Annotated in this window: 14 protein-coding genes; 9 read left to right on the top strand and 5 right to left on the bottom strand. The window is 57.7% G+C overall.

Features of this window, described 5'->3' with window-relative positions; genetic code table 11:
* The first annotated feature begins 36 nt into the window (after positions 1–36).
* The 3 genes from KHQ24_RS19350 to ypdK all read left to right on the top strand — a co-directional run bounded on the left by KHQ24_RS19350 (position 37) and on the right by ypdK (position 2,097).
* Positions 37–495: a nucleoside deaminase gene (locus KHQ24_RS19350; protein ID WP_211777419.1), complete on the top strand. Its 459-nt coding sequence runs from the start codon at positions 37–39 to the stop codon at positions 493–495.
* Complete coding sequence (locus tag KHQ24_RS19345; RefSeq protein ID WP_200982389.1) at positions 492–1,688, top strand: CynX/NimT family MFS transporter; 1,197 nt, start codon at positions 492–494, stop codon at positions 1,686–1,688. The genes KHQ24_RS19350 and KHQ24_RS19345 overlap by 4 nt, the downstream gene beginning before the upstream one ends.
* Before the next feature lie 337 nt (positions 1,689–2,025).
* Positions 2,026–2,097, top strand: coding sequence for a membrane protein YpdK (gene ypdK / locus KHQ24_RS19340; protein ID WP_099119320.1), 72 nt, complete (start codon positions 2,026–2,028; stop codon positions 2,095–2,097).
* A 69-nt stretch (positions 2,098–2,166) separates the two neighbouring features.
* Here ypdK and alaC read toward each other — a convergent pair whose 3' ends face one another.
* Positions 2,167–3,381: an alanine transaminase gene (gene alaC / locus KHQ24_RS19335; protein WP_004202031.1), complete on the bottom strand. Its 1,215-nt coding sequence runs from the start codon at positions 3,379–3,381 to the stop codon at positions 2,167–2,169.
* A gap of 286 nt (positions 3,382–3,667) precedes the next feature.
* Positions 3,668–3,766 carry a hypothetical protein gene (locus tag KHQ24_RS19330; RefSeq protein ID WP_032428955.1) on the bottom strand — a complete coding sequence of 33 codons (99 nt, stop codon included), beginning with the start codon at positions 3,764–3,766 and terminating at the stop codon, positions 3,668–3,670.
* On the opposite strand from KHQ24_RS19330, the gene KHQ24_RS19325 reads away from it, so the two are divergent.
* Complete coding sequence (locus KHQ24_RS19325; RefSeq protein WP_023318840.1) at positions 3,765–5,462, top strand: sensor histidine kinase; 1,698 nt, start codon at positions 3,765–3,767, stop codon at positions 5,460–5,462. The two genes, KHQ24_RS19330 and KHQ24_RS19325, sit on opposite strands and share 2 nt — an antisense overlap.
* Positions 5,463–5,473: 11 nt before the next feature.
* Positions 5,474–6,211, top strand: coding sequence for a LytR/AlgR family response regulator transcription factor (locus tag KHQ24_RS19320; RefSeq protein WP_004202028.1), 738 nt, complete (start codon positions 5,474–5,476; stop codon positions 6,209–6,211).
* 54 nt (positions 6,212–6,265) lie between these two features.
* Here KHQ24_RS19320 and glk read toward each other — a convergent pair whose 3' ends face one another.
* Positions 6,266–7,231: a glucokinase gene (gene glk, locus KHQ24_RS19315; RefSeq protein WP_004202027.1), complete on the bottom strand. Its 966-nt coding sequence runs from the start codon at positions 7,229–7,231 to the stop codon at positions 6,266–6,268.
* Between the two features lie 263 nt (positions 7,232–7,494).
* On the opposite strand from glk, the gene KHQ24_RS19310 reads away from it, so the two are divergent.
* Entirely contained in the window at positions 7,495–8,730 is a 1,236-nt protein-coding gene (locus KHQ24_RS19310) for an ion channel protein (protein ID WP_023318842.1), read from the top strand.
* On the opposite strand, the gene KHQ24_RS19305 is transcribed toward KHQ24_RS19310, so the two are convergent.
* Positions 8,727–10,388 (bottom strand): alpha-keto acid decarboxylase family protein, encoded by a 1,662-nt coding sequence (locus KHQ24_RS19305; RefSeq protein ID WP_064183433.1) that lies wholly within the window; start codon positions 10,386–10,388, stop codon positions 8,727–8,729. The genes KHQ24_RS19310 and KHQ24_RS19305 overlap by 4 nt on opposite strands.
* A 180-nt stretch (positions 10,389–10,568) precedes the next feature.
* On the opposite strand from KHQ24_RS19305, the gene KHQ24_RS19300 reads away from it, so the two are divergent.
* Positions 10,569–11,561, top strand: a complete 993-nt coding sequence (locus KHQ24_RS19300; protein WP_211777418.1) for an aldo/keto reductase — start codon at positions 10,569–10,571, stop codon at positions 11,559–11,561.
* Positions 11,562–11,691: 130 nt separating this feature from the next.
* Positions 11,692–12,051, top strand: coding sequence for a DUF2502 domain-containing protein (locus tag KHQ24_RS19295; protein WP_004202022.1), 360 nt, complete (start codon positions 11,692–11,694; stop codon positions 12,049–12,051).
* Positions 12,052–12,108: 57 nt separating this feature from the next.
* Here KHQ24_RS19295 and KHQ24_RS19290 read toward each other — a convergent pair whose 3' ends face one another.
* Entirely contained in the window at positions 12,109–13,350 is a 1,242-nt protein-coding gene (locus KHQ24_RS19290) for an Nramp family divalent metal transporter (protein ID WP_146411712.1), read from the bottom strand.
* Positions 13,351–13,695: 345 nt separating this feature from the next.
* Here KHQ24_RS19290 and nupC point away from each other — a divergent pair, with 345 nt between their 5' ends.
* Entirely contained in the window at positions 13,696–14,898 is a 1,203-nt protein-coding gene (gene nupC, locus KHQ24_RS19285; RefSeq protein ID WP_012540950.1) for a nucleoside permease NupC, read from the top strand.
* The last annotated feature ends 12 nt before the right edge of the window (positions 14,899–14,910 follow it).

The following is a 14,910-nucleotide window of genomic DNA, read 5'->3' as shown; positions in this document are numbered from 1 at the left end:
TTTTTCCCCTGAACATCATCTTATGCAGGAGTGACTATGTCCGCTCACGATCGCTATCTCCAGCGCGCCCTAACGCTGGCAAACCACAACATCAGCCACGGCGGTCGTCCCTTTGGCGCCGTGCTGGTGCGCCATGACGAGGTTATCGCCCAAGCCGTCAATACCTTTCATCTAAGCGGCGACCCAACGGCGCATGCCGAACTAAATGCCGTCCGCGATATTGCCGCCAGGCTGGGGAGCGAGGTTCTGCGCGAGTGCGTTATCTACGCCAGCGGACAACCTTGCCCGATGTGTCTTAGCGCCCTCTATTTAACTGGCGTGCGGGAAGTGTTTTTCGCCAACAGCAATCAGGACGGAGAACCTTTCCAGCTATCTACCGCCGCGATTTATCAGCAGTTGCAGCAGCCGCTGGCGCAGCAGACGTTGCCGATCCATCATCGCCCGCAGCCGGAGGGGCTGGCAGTTTATCAGCGGTGGGCGGAACAGCAGCCATGAAAGCCGTATTGCGACAGAATCTGACGCTGGGGATCCTGGTGCTGATCGGCATAAATATGCGACCGCTGCTCACCTCCATCGGCCCTTTGCTTCCGGAGATCCGCGACGCCAGCGGGATGAGCTATACCCTGGCCGCGCTACTGACCGCCCTGCCGGTGATAGCGATGGGCGTGCTGGCGCTGGCCGCCGGTTCGGTCGATCGTTATGTCGGTCAAAACCGTAGCATTGCGCTAAGCTTGCTGATTATCGCGGCGGGCGCCCTGCTGCGGGAAATCGCTCCGAATAGCGGCCTACTGCTCACCAGCGCCCTGGCCGGAGGCGTTGGCATCGGCATAATCCAGGCTGCCATCCCGGCGGTAATTAAGCGCTTGTTCGCCCGCCGGACGCCGCTGGTGATGGGGCTATGGTCAGCGGCGCTAATGGGCGGTGGCGGGTTAGGCGCTGCGTTTACGCCATGGCTGGCGTCGCATAGCACAGCATGGCGGGATGCGCTGGCCTGGTGGGCGCTCCCCGCCCTCCTCGCCCTGTTCAGCTGGCTGGCGATTTGTCGGCACCTGCCCCGCGCCCCGCATCAGACCAGCGCCGCGCCCCGGGTGGCGATTATTGGCCAGCGCCGCGCCTGGACGCTGGGACTCTATTTCGGACTGATCAACGCCGGCTACGCCAGTCTAATCGCCTGGCTGCCGCCCTACTATATGCAGCTTGGCGACAGCGCCCAGTACAGCGGCTCGCTGCTGGCGCTGCTGACGGTTGGGCAAACCGCGGGCGCGCTGCTGCTGCCGGCGCTGGCTCGCCAGGATGACCGGCGCCAGCTTCTGCTGCTTGCTCTGGCGCTACAGCTGATTGGGTTCTGCGGCTTCATCTGGCTGCCGCAGCACTTCCCAGCGCTTTGGGCCCTCGCCTGCGGCGTGGGTCTGGGCGGCGCGTTTCCCCTGTGCCTGGTGCTGGCCCTCGATCACGCCGGGCAACCGACGGTGGCCGGCCGGCTGGTAGCCTTTATGCAAGGTATCGGATTTATCATCGCCGGCCTGTCGCCCTGGCTTTCCGGCCTGCTGCGTAGCCTGAGCGGGAACTACACCCTTGACTGGTCCTGGCATGCGCTTTGTGTCCTGTTACTCATGGCGCTCACGCTGCGCTTTATCCCAGCGCACTACCCGGCCGAGTGGCGACAGCGCGCCTCTGATCTGCATTAAACCGGCGGCGCGTGGCAACCTGAATGCCGCGCGCCAAGCCTGACTAGCCCCGCTAATCTCACTAACGAGAAACCCGTTTTGGTAGCGTCGCTGGCGCTAAATTTATTACCGGGCGAAATTAATGTGTCGCCGAATCACGACACTCGTAAGTAACTAAAAATTAATAAAAAAATGCCCCTTGTTTCCCTGATTTTTTAGGCGTACATTAGCGCCATCTGGAGCACTAAACGCACAGAATTGCGAGCTGCCGCAGGGTGAGATTTCACCGGCGACAGCCCTTGAAAAACAGAACAATTAATTCATTTGAACGTCGCATAAGCGCGTGGAGTGATGAGTCGTGAAATACTTCTTTATGGGTCTCTCTTTTATGGTCATCGTTTGGGCCGGTACTTTTGCCCTGATGATCTAGACTGCAGCGGTGTCAAAAAAACGGGAGCCCACAGGCTCCCGTTTTTGTTATAGCGTATTCGCCGAAGCGCTAGCTCGCGGCGGGCAGTAAGCCATCCGCGCGGAACATCGCCTTGATGCCGCGGATCGCCTGACGCGTCCGGTCCCGGTTCTCGATCAGCGCGAAGCGGACATGGGTATCGCCATAATCGCCAAAGCCAATCCCAGGAGAGACGCAAACCTTCGCTTCGTTAAGCAGCTTTTTCGCAAACTCCAGCGAGCCCATGTCGGCATAAGGTTCCGGAATTTTCGCCCAGACGTACATGGACGCCTTCGGACACTCAACCATCCAGCCGGCCTCGTGGAGCCCTTTCACCAGCACATCGCGGCGGCGCTTATACTGTTCCGCGATATCCCGCACGCATTGCTGATCGCCCTCCAGGGCCGCTATCGCCGCCACCTGCAGCGGCGTAAACGTGCCGTAGTCATGGTAGCTTTTGATGCGGGCGAGCGCGTTCACCAGGGTCTTATTGCCGACCATAAAGCCAATGCGCCAGCCGGCCATGTTATAGCTTTTCGACAGGGTAAAGAACTCGACGGCGACATCGCGCGCGCCGGGCACCTGCATAATGGAGGGCGCTTTCCAGCCGTCATATACGATATCGGCATAGGCCAGATCGTGGACGACCAGGATGTCATACTGCTTCGCCAGGGCGACAACCTTTTCAAAGAAATCCAGCTCAACGCACTGCGCGGTCGGATTCGAGGGAAAGCCAAGGATCATCATCTTCGGCTTCGGATAGCTCTCGCGGATGGCGCGTTCCAGTTCGTTAAAGAAATCCACCCCTTCCACCAACGGCACCGAGCGCACCTGCGCCCCGGCAATCACCGCGCCGTAGATATGGATCGGATAGCTGGGGTTCGGCACCAGCACGGTGTCGCCATGATCCAGCGTCGCCAGCATCAGGTGCGCCAGCCCCTCTTTCGAACCAATGGTGACAATCGCTTCCGATTCCGGATCGATATCGACGTTATAGCGTTCTTCATACCAGCGCGAAATAGCGCGACGCAGGCGTGGGATCCCCCGCGAGGTAGAGTAACCATGGGTGTCAGGCCGCTGCGCGACGGTGCAGAGTTTTTCCACGATATGCGGCGGCGTCGCGCCATCGGGATTGCCCATACTGAAATCGATAATATCTTCGCCGCGCCGGCGCGCAGCCATTTTCAGTTCGGCAGTAATATTAAAAACGTACGGGGGGAGACGATCGATACGCGTAAAACGGCGTTCAGGACTGGATTCAGCCATAGGTTCCTCTGATTAACGTTAGCGCCCGGACCGTCCGAGCGACGCTGCCGCTGTTGCGGCTCGTTTAGAAAATAACCTGAAAAAAAACACGTTGTCGAGTGCCCTGACGAAAAATAATCACTGGCGTTAAAAACGGGTATCGTCTGCGCTAAATACGGCAGTACGCCGCGGGATGAATACCGTTTTGTATGCAAGTGGTAACATATTGATATCTTTTCTATCACGGGTATTTATCGTTTCCTCTGGCGTCTAGCGGTTTGTCGCCTTGCTATGATTCAATCCCCTTTTAAAAGTGTGCCTTTTCCTCATTATTTTTCTGCGGCTGGTCTTCTGTCGTCAGGTTTTTTATCATGTCCTTTTCTGGCCACTGACGCGGCGCACCCATGCACGAAATCTTTACTATGATGCTGGCGGTCTATGATCGTGCGGCCCTGATGCTTATTTGCCTGTTTTTCCTTATTCGCCTCCGCCTGTTCCGCGAACTGCTGCATAAATCAGCGCATACGCCGAAAGAGCTGCTGGCTGTCACCGCCATCTTCTCGCTGTTCGCGCTCTTCAGTACCTGGTCCGGTGTGCCGGTGGAAGGATCGCTGGTAAACGTGCGCATCATCGCCGTGATGTCCGGCGGGATCCTGTTTGGCCCATGGGTGGGAGCCATTGTCGGGGTGATTGCCGGTGTGCACCGCTATCTGATTGATATTGACGGCGTGACCGCCGTACCCTGCTTTATCACCAGCATCATCGCCGGTCTGCTGTCGGGGTTGATTAACCGCAAGGTGGCCCGCGATCAACGCTGGAAAATCGGCATTCTGGCCGGCATGCTCTGCGAGACCCTGACCATGATCCTGGTGATAGTTTGGGCGCCCTCTCTGAGCCTCGGCCTGGATATCGTCTCGAAAATTGGTATCCCGATGATCCTTGGCAGCGTCTGCATCGGCTTTATCGTGCTGCTGGTGCAGAGCGTGGAAGGGGAAAAGGAGGCCAGCGCCGCGCGGCAGGCGAAACTGGCGCTCGACATTGCCAACAAAACCCTGCCGCTGTTCCGTCAGGTCAACAGCGATTCTCTGCGCCAGGTTTGCGACATCATCCGCCGCGACATTACCGCCGACGCGGTGGCAATCACCAATACGGAACACGTGCTGGCCTACGTGGGCGTCGGTGAAGCCAACTATCAACACCATGACGATGTCATCAGCCCCACCACCCGACAGGCCATTCGTTATGGAAAGATCATTATAAAAAACAATGACGAAGCCCACCGCACGCCGGAGATCCACTCCTTAATGGTCATCCCGCTGTGGGAAAAGGGGGTGGTCACCGGCACGCTAAAAATCTATTACTGCCACGCCCATCGCATCACCTCGACGCTGCAGGAGATGGCGATAGGCCTGTCACAAATCATCTCCACCCAGCTGGAGGTTTCCCGCGCCGAACAGCTGCGGGAGATGGCCAACAAAGCGGAGCTGCGCGCTCTGCAAAGCAAGATTAACCCACACTTTTTATTCAATGCCCTGAACGCGATCTCCTCCTCGATTCGCCTTAATCCGGACACCGCGCGCCAGCTCATTTTTAATCTGTCGCGCTATCTGCGCTATAACATCGAATTAAAAGACGATGAGCAGATCGATATCAAACGAGAGCTGTATCAGATCAAAGATTACATCGCCATTGAACAGGCGCGATTCGGCGACAAACTGACGGTCATCTATGATATTGACGACGACGTCAGCTGCGTAATCCCGAGCCTGCTTATCCAGCCCCTGGTGGAAAATGCCATTGTGCACGGCATTCAGCCGTGTAAAGGGAAAGGGGTGGTGACGATCGGCATCAATGAGTGCGGCAATCGGGTTCGCATCAGCGTTCGCGACACCGGCAACGGCATCGATCCCGCCGTGGTCGCCCGCGTGGAAGCCGATGAAATGCCAGGTAACAAAATCGGCCTGCTCAACGTTCATCATCGGGTGAAACTGCTCTACGGCGAGGGGCTGCATATCCGCACCCTGACGCCAGGAACGGAAATCGCCTTTTATGTCCCCAATCACTCTACGCCGCAGGCGCTGACGGAGTCTCTGTTGTCATGAGCGGAGAAAAGATGAAAGTTATCATTGTGGAGGATGAGTTTCTGGCCCAACAGGAGCTCTCCTGGCTTATCAACACCCACAGCCAGATGGAGATCGTCGGCAGCTTTGACGACGGCCTGGACGTGCTGAAATTTCTCCAGCACAACAAGGTCGACGCCATCTTTCTCGATATCAATATTCCGTCGCTGGATGGCGTTCTGCTGGCGCAGAACATCAGCCAGTTCGCCCATAAGCCTTTTATCGTTTTTATCACCGCGTGGAAAGAACACGCCGTGGAAGCCTTTGAGCTGGAGGCGTTTGACTACATTCTGAAGCCCTACCAGGAGTCGCGCATCATCAATATGCTGCAGAAGCTGACCGCCGCCTGGCAGCAGCAAAATAACGCCGCCTCCGGGCTAGCCAGCGCGGCGCCTCGGGAAAACGACACCATCAATCTGATAAAAGATGAGCGGATCATCGTCACCAGTATCCATGATATCTATTATGCAGAGGCGCACGAGAAGATGACCTTCGTCTACACTCGCCGGGAGTCTTTCGTCATGCCGATGAACATTACCGAATTCTGCAGCAAACTGCCCACCGCACATTTCTTTCGCTGTCACCGCTCGTACTGTGTGAATCTCAGCAAAATTCGTGAAATTGAGCCATGGTTTAACAATACCTACGTGCTACGCCTGCGCGACCTGGAGTTTCAGGTTCCGGTCAGTCGCAGTAAAGTGAAAGAGTTTCGCCAGCTGATGAATCTGTAGACGACGGGGAGCCCCGCCTTGCCGGGCTACGGCGGTAGCCCGGGAGGAATGCGCTTACAGCACCTGACCCAGCGTCTGACGCAGATGCGCGCCGGAGCCCAGCAGGCCTGGGTTGTCATGCACGATCAGGTAAACCGGGATATCCTGGACATAGGCTTTAAATCGGCCTTTGTCCTCAAAACCGCCGCGGAAGCCGGAGGCTTTAAAGAACTCCAGGAAGCGCGGCACGATGCCGCCGGCGATATACACGCCGCCAAACGTCCCCAGGGTCAGCGCCAGGTTTCCACCGAAGCGCCCCATAATGACGCAGAACAGCGACAGCGCCCGGCGACAGTCGGTGCAGCTATCCGCCAGCGCCCGCTCGGTGACCTCACGCGGCTGCAGGTTCTCCGGCAGTCGACCATCCGATTTGACTATCGCGCGATAGAGGTTGACCAGACCAGGCCCCGAGAGCACGCGTTCTGCGGAGACGTGCCCCAGTTCAGCGCGCAGCTCTTCCAGAATAATGCCCTCTTCTTCACTGTTCGGCGCAAAATCGACATGGCCGCCTTCGCCTGGCAGGCTGACCCAGCGCTTATCAACGTGCACCAGATGGGCTACGCCCAGCCCGGTTCCGGCGCCATAAACGGCGATCGGTTTGCCGGCTACCGGCGCGCTGCCGCCGAACTGAATCAGGTGCTCAGCTTTCAGCATCGGGATGGCCATTGAAACGGCGGTGAAATCGTTAATAATCTCCAGGTGCGCAAAGCCAAGGTTGCGCTTCATCTCGGCGATGGAGAAGGCCCAGGTATGGTTGGTCATCGCCACCCAGTCGCCGGTGATCGGGCAAGCGATGGCGATACAGCCTTCGCTGACCGTCACCTGATGCTCCTCGAGATAGACGCGCACCACCGCCTCCAGACTGGGGTAATCGAGCCCGGAATAGGTCTTTGCACGAGAGATCTCTCCGCTCGCCAGATCACACAGCGCCAGGCGGGCGTTGGTCCCCCCGACATCTCCTACTAAAGCAAATTTTGTCATTCCGTTACGGCTCCGCTAAAGTCAAAATAAATCTTTTGGCACACTGTAAATTCATGGCGGCTTAACAACAACGTCCAACTCGCGGACGCCCCTTGTTTAGCGACACAGTTCACATTTAGTTTGTAATCAATGCAAAGTAGCCTATTAACGAGGCCACGGGTATCAGACGCCGCCTTAACTTTATCGTTTCAGCACCATTTGCATCGACGATCCCCGTCGACAAAGGCAAAGTAGTGCTCCTGAACTTTAACAAGGACATTTTCATGCTCCATCCTCGCGCCAGAACAATGCTGATCCTGTCGGTGCCAGCTATTCTGATTGGCATCGCCTCCAGTTTGATCCTGATCGGCGCGATGAAAGTTGCCGCGTTGCTGCAGCGCTTCCTGTGGAGCAATCTGCCTGTGCAGTTTGGGGTGAGCGCCGACAACCCGCTGTGGATCATCGCCATTCTCACGGCGACGGGGATCGCGGTGGGCCTGGTCGTCCGTTACAGCCCGGGGCACGCCGGGCCGGACCCGGCGACCGAGTCGTTAATCGGCGCGCCTATTGCCACCGGCGCGCTGCCCGGGCTGCTGGCGGCGCTGATCCTTGGCCTCGCCGGCGGCGTCAGCCTGGGCCCGGAGCATCCAATTATGGTGGTGAATATTGCGCTGGCCGTCGCCGTCGGCTCCCGACTGTTCCCCCGGGTCAGCTCTCTGGACTGGACCATTCTCGCAGCCTCAGGCACCATCGGCGCCCTCTTCGGCACCCCGGTGGCCGCCGCGCTGATTTTTTCGCAAACCCTGAACAGCAGCAACGAGTCGCCGCTGTGGGATCGTCTGTTTGCCCCGATGCTTGCCGCCGCCGCGGGCGCGCTGACGACCGGGCTGTTTTTCCACCCCCACTTCACGCTGCCGATCGCGCACTATAGCCAGATGCACTTCGTCGATATCGTCAGCGGCATGATCGTCGCCCTGATCGCTATCGCTGTCGGTATGGTCGCCGTCTGGTGTCTGCCGCGCCTGCACACGCTGATGCATCGCCTGAAAAACCCAATCCTGACGCTGGGCCTCGGCGGCTTGCTGTTAGGGATCCTTGGAACCATTGGCGGACATTTAACGCTGTTTAAGGGGCTGGATGAGATGCAGCAGTTGGCCTTCAGCCAGACGCTGACCGCCTCGGATTATCTGCTCATTGCGCTGGTCAAACTGGCTGCGCTGGTTCTCGCCTCGGCCTGCGGCTTTCGCGGCGGGCGGATTTTCCCCGCGGTCTTCGTCGGCGTGGCGCTGGGGCTGATGCTGCATGCCCACGTGGACGCCGTGCCGGCGGCAATTACCGTCTCCTGCGCGATCCTCGGCATGGTGCTGGTCGTCACCCGCGACGGCTGGCTGAGCCTGTTTATGGCCGCTGTGGTGGTTCCGGACACCACGCTGCTGCCGCTGCTGTGCATTGTGATGCTCCCGGCCTGGCTGCTGCTGGCCGGGAGGCCCTTAATGATTGCCAGACACCATACCGACTAAACGCGGCTGTTTCGTTCCTCCAGCGCCTGCGTCACCGCGCGCAGGAAATCGGGGATATCCATTTTCGGTAGCATCACTTCCACCAGGGTGAGAGTATCGGAGGTGATACTCTCCGCCATCGCCTCCCGTAGCTCAGCAGTGTGCGTAACCCGCCAGCAGCGCGAGGCAACGTCCGGGGCGAAGGCTTCCGGCAGGCGCTGCCAGTCCCACAGGGCAATATCATTGTAGCGCTGCTCAGGGCCATGAATCGCCCGCTCCACGGTATACCCTTCGTTATTCAGCAGCAGAATAAGCGGCTTTTGCTTATCGCGCAGCATAGAGCCCATCTCCTGAATCGTGAGTTGGGCAGCGCCATCGCCGACGATCAGCACCACCCGCCGCTCTGCCGCCGCGGTTTGCGCGCCATAGGCGGCCGGGAGGGTAAAACCAATCGATCCCCACAGCGGCTGGACGATCAGCGATGCCTCAGAGGGGAGCTTAAGCGCCGCGATGCCAAATGCCGCCGTCCCCTGATCGGCGAGGATAATATCGCCGGGGCGCAGCGCATCCTGCACTGTCGACCAGAAATTCTTCTGGGTTAACTCGCCTTCGCCCTCCTCTTCCACTTCCGGCGCCACGACCTGAGGCGCCGTCCACTCCGCCGCCAGCGGGGCGGAAAGCGTCATTAATGCAGCCAGGGCTTGATCCATCGGCACGCCGCTGAACCAGTGGTCGCCCACCCTGACCGCGAAAGGCTGGATCTCTATCGTCTTCTCCCGCGCCAGATGCTGGGTGAATCCTGCGGTGATAGTGTCGGTGAAGCGCGTCCCAATGCAGATGATGGTGTCGGCGTTTTCGATAGCCTCCCGGGTCTGCGGCGCGCTGGCGATGCCGCTGTAGGTGCCGACAAAACCTCTCTGCTGCTCATCGAACAGCCCCTTGCCCATGAGCATGGTGGCGTGGGCGACGGGGGTTTTCGCTACCCACTCCCGGAGCGTGTTCTGCAGGCCATAGCGTTGCGCGAGGAAGTCCGCCAGCAGGGAAATGCGTCGACTGCCCCGCAGCAGGCGGCTGGCATGTTCGCAGAATCCGGCGAGCTGGTTTTGATCCGCCGGAGCGGCCTCCACCAGCAAGCGCTGCGCTGGGGCAATCGCTGCCGCTCTGGCGACATCGGCCGGCAACATCAGATAGCCAGGTCGATGATGCGTCAGCATATCGCGCAGAACACGGTCGATCTCATGGCAGGCGTTGCCAGCGGTCAGCAGCGCCTGGCTACAGGTGATCTGCTCGCTCATTCGCGCAAAATGGCGGAAATCGCCGTCACCCAGGGTGTGATGCAGCAGTTCGCCGCGCTGCTGAGCGCCAGTGGAGGGCGCACCGACGATATGTAATACCGGAATATGCTCCGCATAGCTTCCCGCCACGCCGTTCAGGGCGCTTAGTTCGCCGACGCCGTAGGTTGTTAGTAACGCGCCGGCCCCCTTAATGCGTGCGTAACCGTCAGCAGCATAGGCCGCATTCAGCTCGTTGGCGCAGCCGACCCACCCCAAGGCGCTGTGCGCAATGACGCGATCGAGAAACTGTAAGTTGTAATCTCCTGGTACGCCGAACAAGCGGTCAATACCGCAGTCAACAAGGCGATCCAGCAGATAATCCCCAATAGTGTAGGTCGGTTGCATGTCCATTATCCTCATTTTGGTGCAGGTGTAATTTGAGTATTGAATAAGCGATCCGCCTGTCCAGAAGGGGGACGATAAAGCCGGTGTAAAGCAATAGTTACGCCTAAAAAGCGGTGTACTCCACGCAAAACATTGATTAGTGTAAACGCATACACACCTTGTTTTATCTGCGGAGGAAGAATGGTTTACCAGGCAAGCACCACGCGATATCAAACGATGGCCTATCGTCGCTGCGGGAGCAGCGGCCTTCAGCTCCCGGCGATTTCTCTCGGTCTGTGGCATAACTTTGGCGATGAAACGCGGGTGGAAACCAGCCGGCAGATGCTCCTGCACGCGTTTGATCTCGGCATTACCCATTTCGACCTGGCCAATAATTATGGGCCGCCGCCGGGCTCGGCGGAGAGCAATTTTGGCCGCATCCTTAAAGAGGCCCTCCTGCCCTATCGCGATGAGTTGATCATCTCCACCAAAGCGGGTTACACCATGTGGGACGGCCCTTACGGCGACTGGGGTTCACGCAAATACCTGGTGGCCAGTCTGAACCAGAGCCTGCGGCGCATGGGGCTGGAGTATGTCGATATTTTTTATCATCACCGCCCGGACCCGGAGACACCGCTGACGGAAACGATGCGCGCGCTCGATCATCTTGTCCGCCAGGGTAAAGCGTTGTACGTCGGCCTCTCTAACTATCCGCTCGCCCAGGCGCGAGAAGCGGTGAAAATCCTTAACGACCTCGGCACCCCCTGCGTCATTCACCAGCCTCGCTACTCCATGTTTGAACGCGGTGTGGAAGAGGGATTACTGGATTTTTTGCAGACCGAAGGGGTGGGAAGTATAGCGTTTTCACCGCTGGCCGGCGGCCAGCTGACCGACCGCTATCTTAACGGCATTCCGGCAGACTCACGCGCCGCCAGCAGCAGTCGTTTTCTGCAGCCGGAGCAACTGACCAGCGCCAAATTAGAAAAAATTCGTCAGCTGAATATGCTGGCGGAAGCCCGCGGGCAGAAGCTGTCGCAGATGGCGCTGGCCTGGGTGCTGCGCGAGGAGAAAGTCACCTCCGTGCTGATCGGCGCCAGCAAAACCGCCCAGTTGGATGATGCGGTTGGGATGCTGAAAAACCGTCATTTCAGCGCCGGGGAGTGCGCGGCGATTGATGCCATCCTGGCGCTGTAAAGCAAATGTTACTTTAGCAAAAAGTGCTCTTTTCTGCGCTTTCGGAGTTCGTCCGATGCGACGGGTCTTTACCGGCCCGTAATATCAGGTTAACAGGCCGCTTACGGCCCCGATCGTGAAGGAGAAGAGTATGTTCAGGTCACTGATTCTGGCAGCAGTACTGCTGGCCGCAGCGCCACTAGTCGCTAACGCTGGTGAAATCACCCTGCTGCCATCAGTAAAATTACAAATAGGCGATCGTGACAATTACGGTAACTACTGGGACGGTGGCGGCTGGCGCGACCGTGATTACTGGCGTCGTCACTATGAATGGCGTGATAACCGTTGGCATCGTCATGACAACGGCTGGCACCGCGGCTGGGACAAAGGCAGAGATAAAGCCTGGGAGCGCGGCTATCGCGCGGGCTGGAGCGACCGCGACGACCATCGCGGCGGCTGGGGACGAGGTCCCGGCGGACGCGGTCACGGTCATGGACATGGCCATCACTAACAGACGAAAAGGGGAGCCCATCGGCTCCCCTTTGCTTTATTCCGCAGCAGGAAGTCATCAATCCACCCCGAGCAGCGATCCCACAATTAACCAGCCGTTCAGGCTCACCACAATGGCGACTATCGCCCAGCCGATGCCTCTCACCCAACGGGTATTCACCAGGTCTCCCATTAGCTTTGCATTGCTGGTAAATATCAGCAGCGGCACCAGGGCAAGCGCAATACCAAAGCTGAGCAACACCTGACTCATCACCAGAATACGCGTTGGATCCAGTCCCAGCAGAATGACGACAAACGACGGCAGCATGGTGACCGCCCGGCGAAACCACAGCGGAATATGAAAGCGGATGAAGCCCTGCATGACCACCTGACCTGCGAGAGTCCCCACCACCGTCGAGGATAAACCTGCAGCGACCAGGCTGAGGCCAAAGATAGTCGCCGCCGCGTGGCTCAGCAGTGGCTCAAGCGTTCTGTAAGCCTGATCGAGATCGGCGACGCCGGTATGGCCGTTGAAGTGGAATGCCGCCGCGGCGGTCGCCATCATCGCCAGGTTAACGAACCCCGCAATGGTCATGGCGATCGCCACATCCCAGCGGGTCGCGTTATAGCGTTCTTTTCGCGTCCCGCCGTGCAGATGCTGGGTAAGCGAGGAGTGTAAGTAGATCACGTGCGGCATAATAGTGGCCCCCAGCACCCCGGCGGCTAAGAATACCGCCTCGCCGTTGGGCAGCGTAGGGATCGCCAGCCCTTTGGTCAGGGGAGCCAGCGTGGGCTGGGAAAAGATCAATTCAACGACATAGGCGACGGCAACAAACAGCAGCAAGCCGCCAATCACCTTCTCCAGCGGTTTTTGCCCGCGCCGCTGCAGCATCAGGATCAGGAAGGTCGCCACCCCGGTCAGCACCGCCCCTTGCAGAAGCGATACGCCCAGCACCAGCTTAAAGCCAATCGCAGCGCCGATAAATTCGGCCAGATCGGTGGCCATGGCGATGATTTCCGCCTGTACCCAGTAAAACCACACGACCGGGCGCGGGTAATGGTCGCGGATCTGCTCGGCCAGGTTTTTACCGGTGGCAATGCCCAGTTTGGCAGAGAGCACCTGGATCAGCATCGCCATCAGGTTGGCCCATACTACGACCCACAGCAGCTGATAGCCAAAGCTGGCGCCAGCCTGAATATTCGTGGCGAAATTACCCGGATCGATATAGCCAATGGCAGCGACGAAAGCGGGCCCCATTAAGGCGAGCTTCACCTTGCGCGCGGCGCGACTACTGCTATTCTCAACGCGACTGCTAGTCATCTTCTGCCTCTGGAAATATAGCCTTTGCTATGTTTCATGCTATCAAAATGCGAATGATTATCAAGTTCATTTAGAATGGAGATAATAATTGCTGTGATAGGAGGGAACAATTGCTGGCCGGATATGGAAAAGGGCGTCAGAAAACCCGATCGCGCCAAATATTAAGAGTAGTACAAGAATGCAACTTTTAAAACCTTTACGTAACATAACAAAAGTGGATGTTTGATCACTATTTTTGCCATTGGTCACAGTTCCTTGCAATAGTGTGCAATTGATCTCGTTTTCTTTAAAGCCGTTGCATAGAATGTGCACGGAAATTTAACCTGCCTCATATTTGGAGCAACTATGGACCGCGTCTTGCATTTTGTCCTCGCGATCGTTGTGGTGGCTATACTGGCCCTGTTGGTCAGTCATGACCGTAAAAAGATCCGTATTCGTTATGTTGTTCAACTGCTTGTCATTGAAGTCCTGCTGGCCTGGTTCTTCCTGAACTCCGATATTGGTCTGGGTTTTGTGAAAGGCTTCTCCGAGATGTTTGAAAAACTTCTCGGCTTTGCCAACGAAGGGACAAACTTCGTGTTCGGCAGTATGAACGACAAAGGTCTGGCCTTCTTCTTCCTTAAGGTTCTGTGCCCTATCGTCTTCATTTCCGCTTTGATCGGTATTTTGCAGCATATTCGCATCCTGCCGATTGTTATCCGCGCCATCGGTACCGTGCTGTCGAAAATCAACGGCATGGGCAAACTGGAGTCCTTCAACGCCGTCAGCTCGCTGATCCTCGGCCAGTCGGAAAACTTTATTGCCTATAAAGATATTCTCGGCAAAATGTCGCGCAACCGTATGTACACCATGGCGGCGACCGCGATGTCCACCGTATCGATGTCCATCGTCGGCGCGTATATGACCATGCTGCAGCCGAAGTACGTCGTCGCGGCGCTGGTGCTCAACATGTTCAGCACCTTTATCGTGCTGTCGTTGATTAACCCGTACCGCGTGGAAGAGAGTGAAGAAAATCTGCAGATGTCCAATCTGCACGAAGGTCAAAGCTTCTTCGAGATGCTGGGCGAATACATTCTGGCGGGCTTTAAAGTTGCGATTATCGTGGCGGCGATGCTGATCGGCTTCATCGCGCTGATCTCCGCGCTGAACGCCCTGTTCGCCACCGTGACCGGCTGGTTCGGCTACAGCATCTCCTTCCAGGGGATCCTTGGCTATATCTTCTACCCGGTCGCCTGGGTGATGGGTGTGCCGGCAAGCGAAGCGCTGCAGGTGGGTAGTATTATGGCCACCAAGCTGGTCTCCAATGAATTCGTCGCCATGATGGATCTGCAGAAAATCGCCTCGACGCTCTCCCCGCGTGCGGAAGGAATTATCTCTATCTTCCTGGTCTCCTTCGCCAACTTCTCGTCTATCGGCATCATCGCCGGGGCGATCAAGGGTCTGAACGAAGAACAGGGCAACGTGGTTTCACGCTTCGGTCTGAAGCTGGTTTACGGCTCCACGCTGGTCAGCGTACTGTCTGCTTCAATTGCGGCTCTGGTTCTGTAACAGGCGCCAGTC

Origin of the sequence: Klebsiella sp. 54 (assembly GCF_018223875.1) — a bacterium.
Classification (GTDB): domain Bacteria; phylum Pseudomonadota; class Gammaproteobacteria; order Enterobacterales; family Enterobacteriaceae; genus Klebsiella; species Klebsiella quasipneumoniae.
The sequence above is the reverse complement of the archived record's forward strand: the minus strand, read 5'-3'. Positions and strand labels throughout refer to the sequence as shown.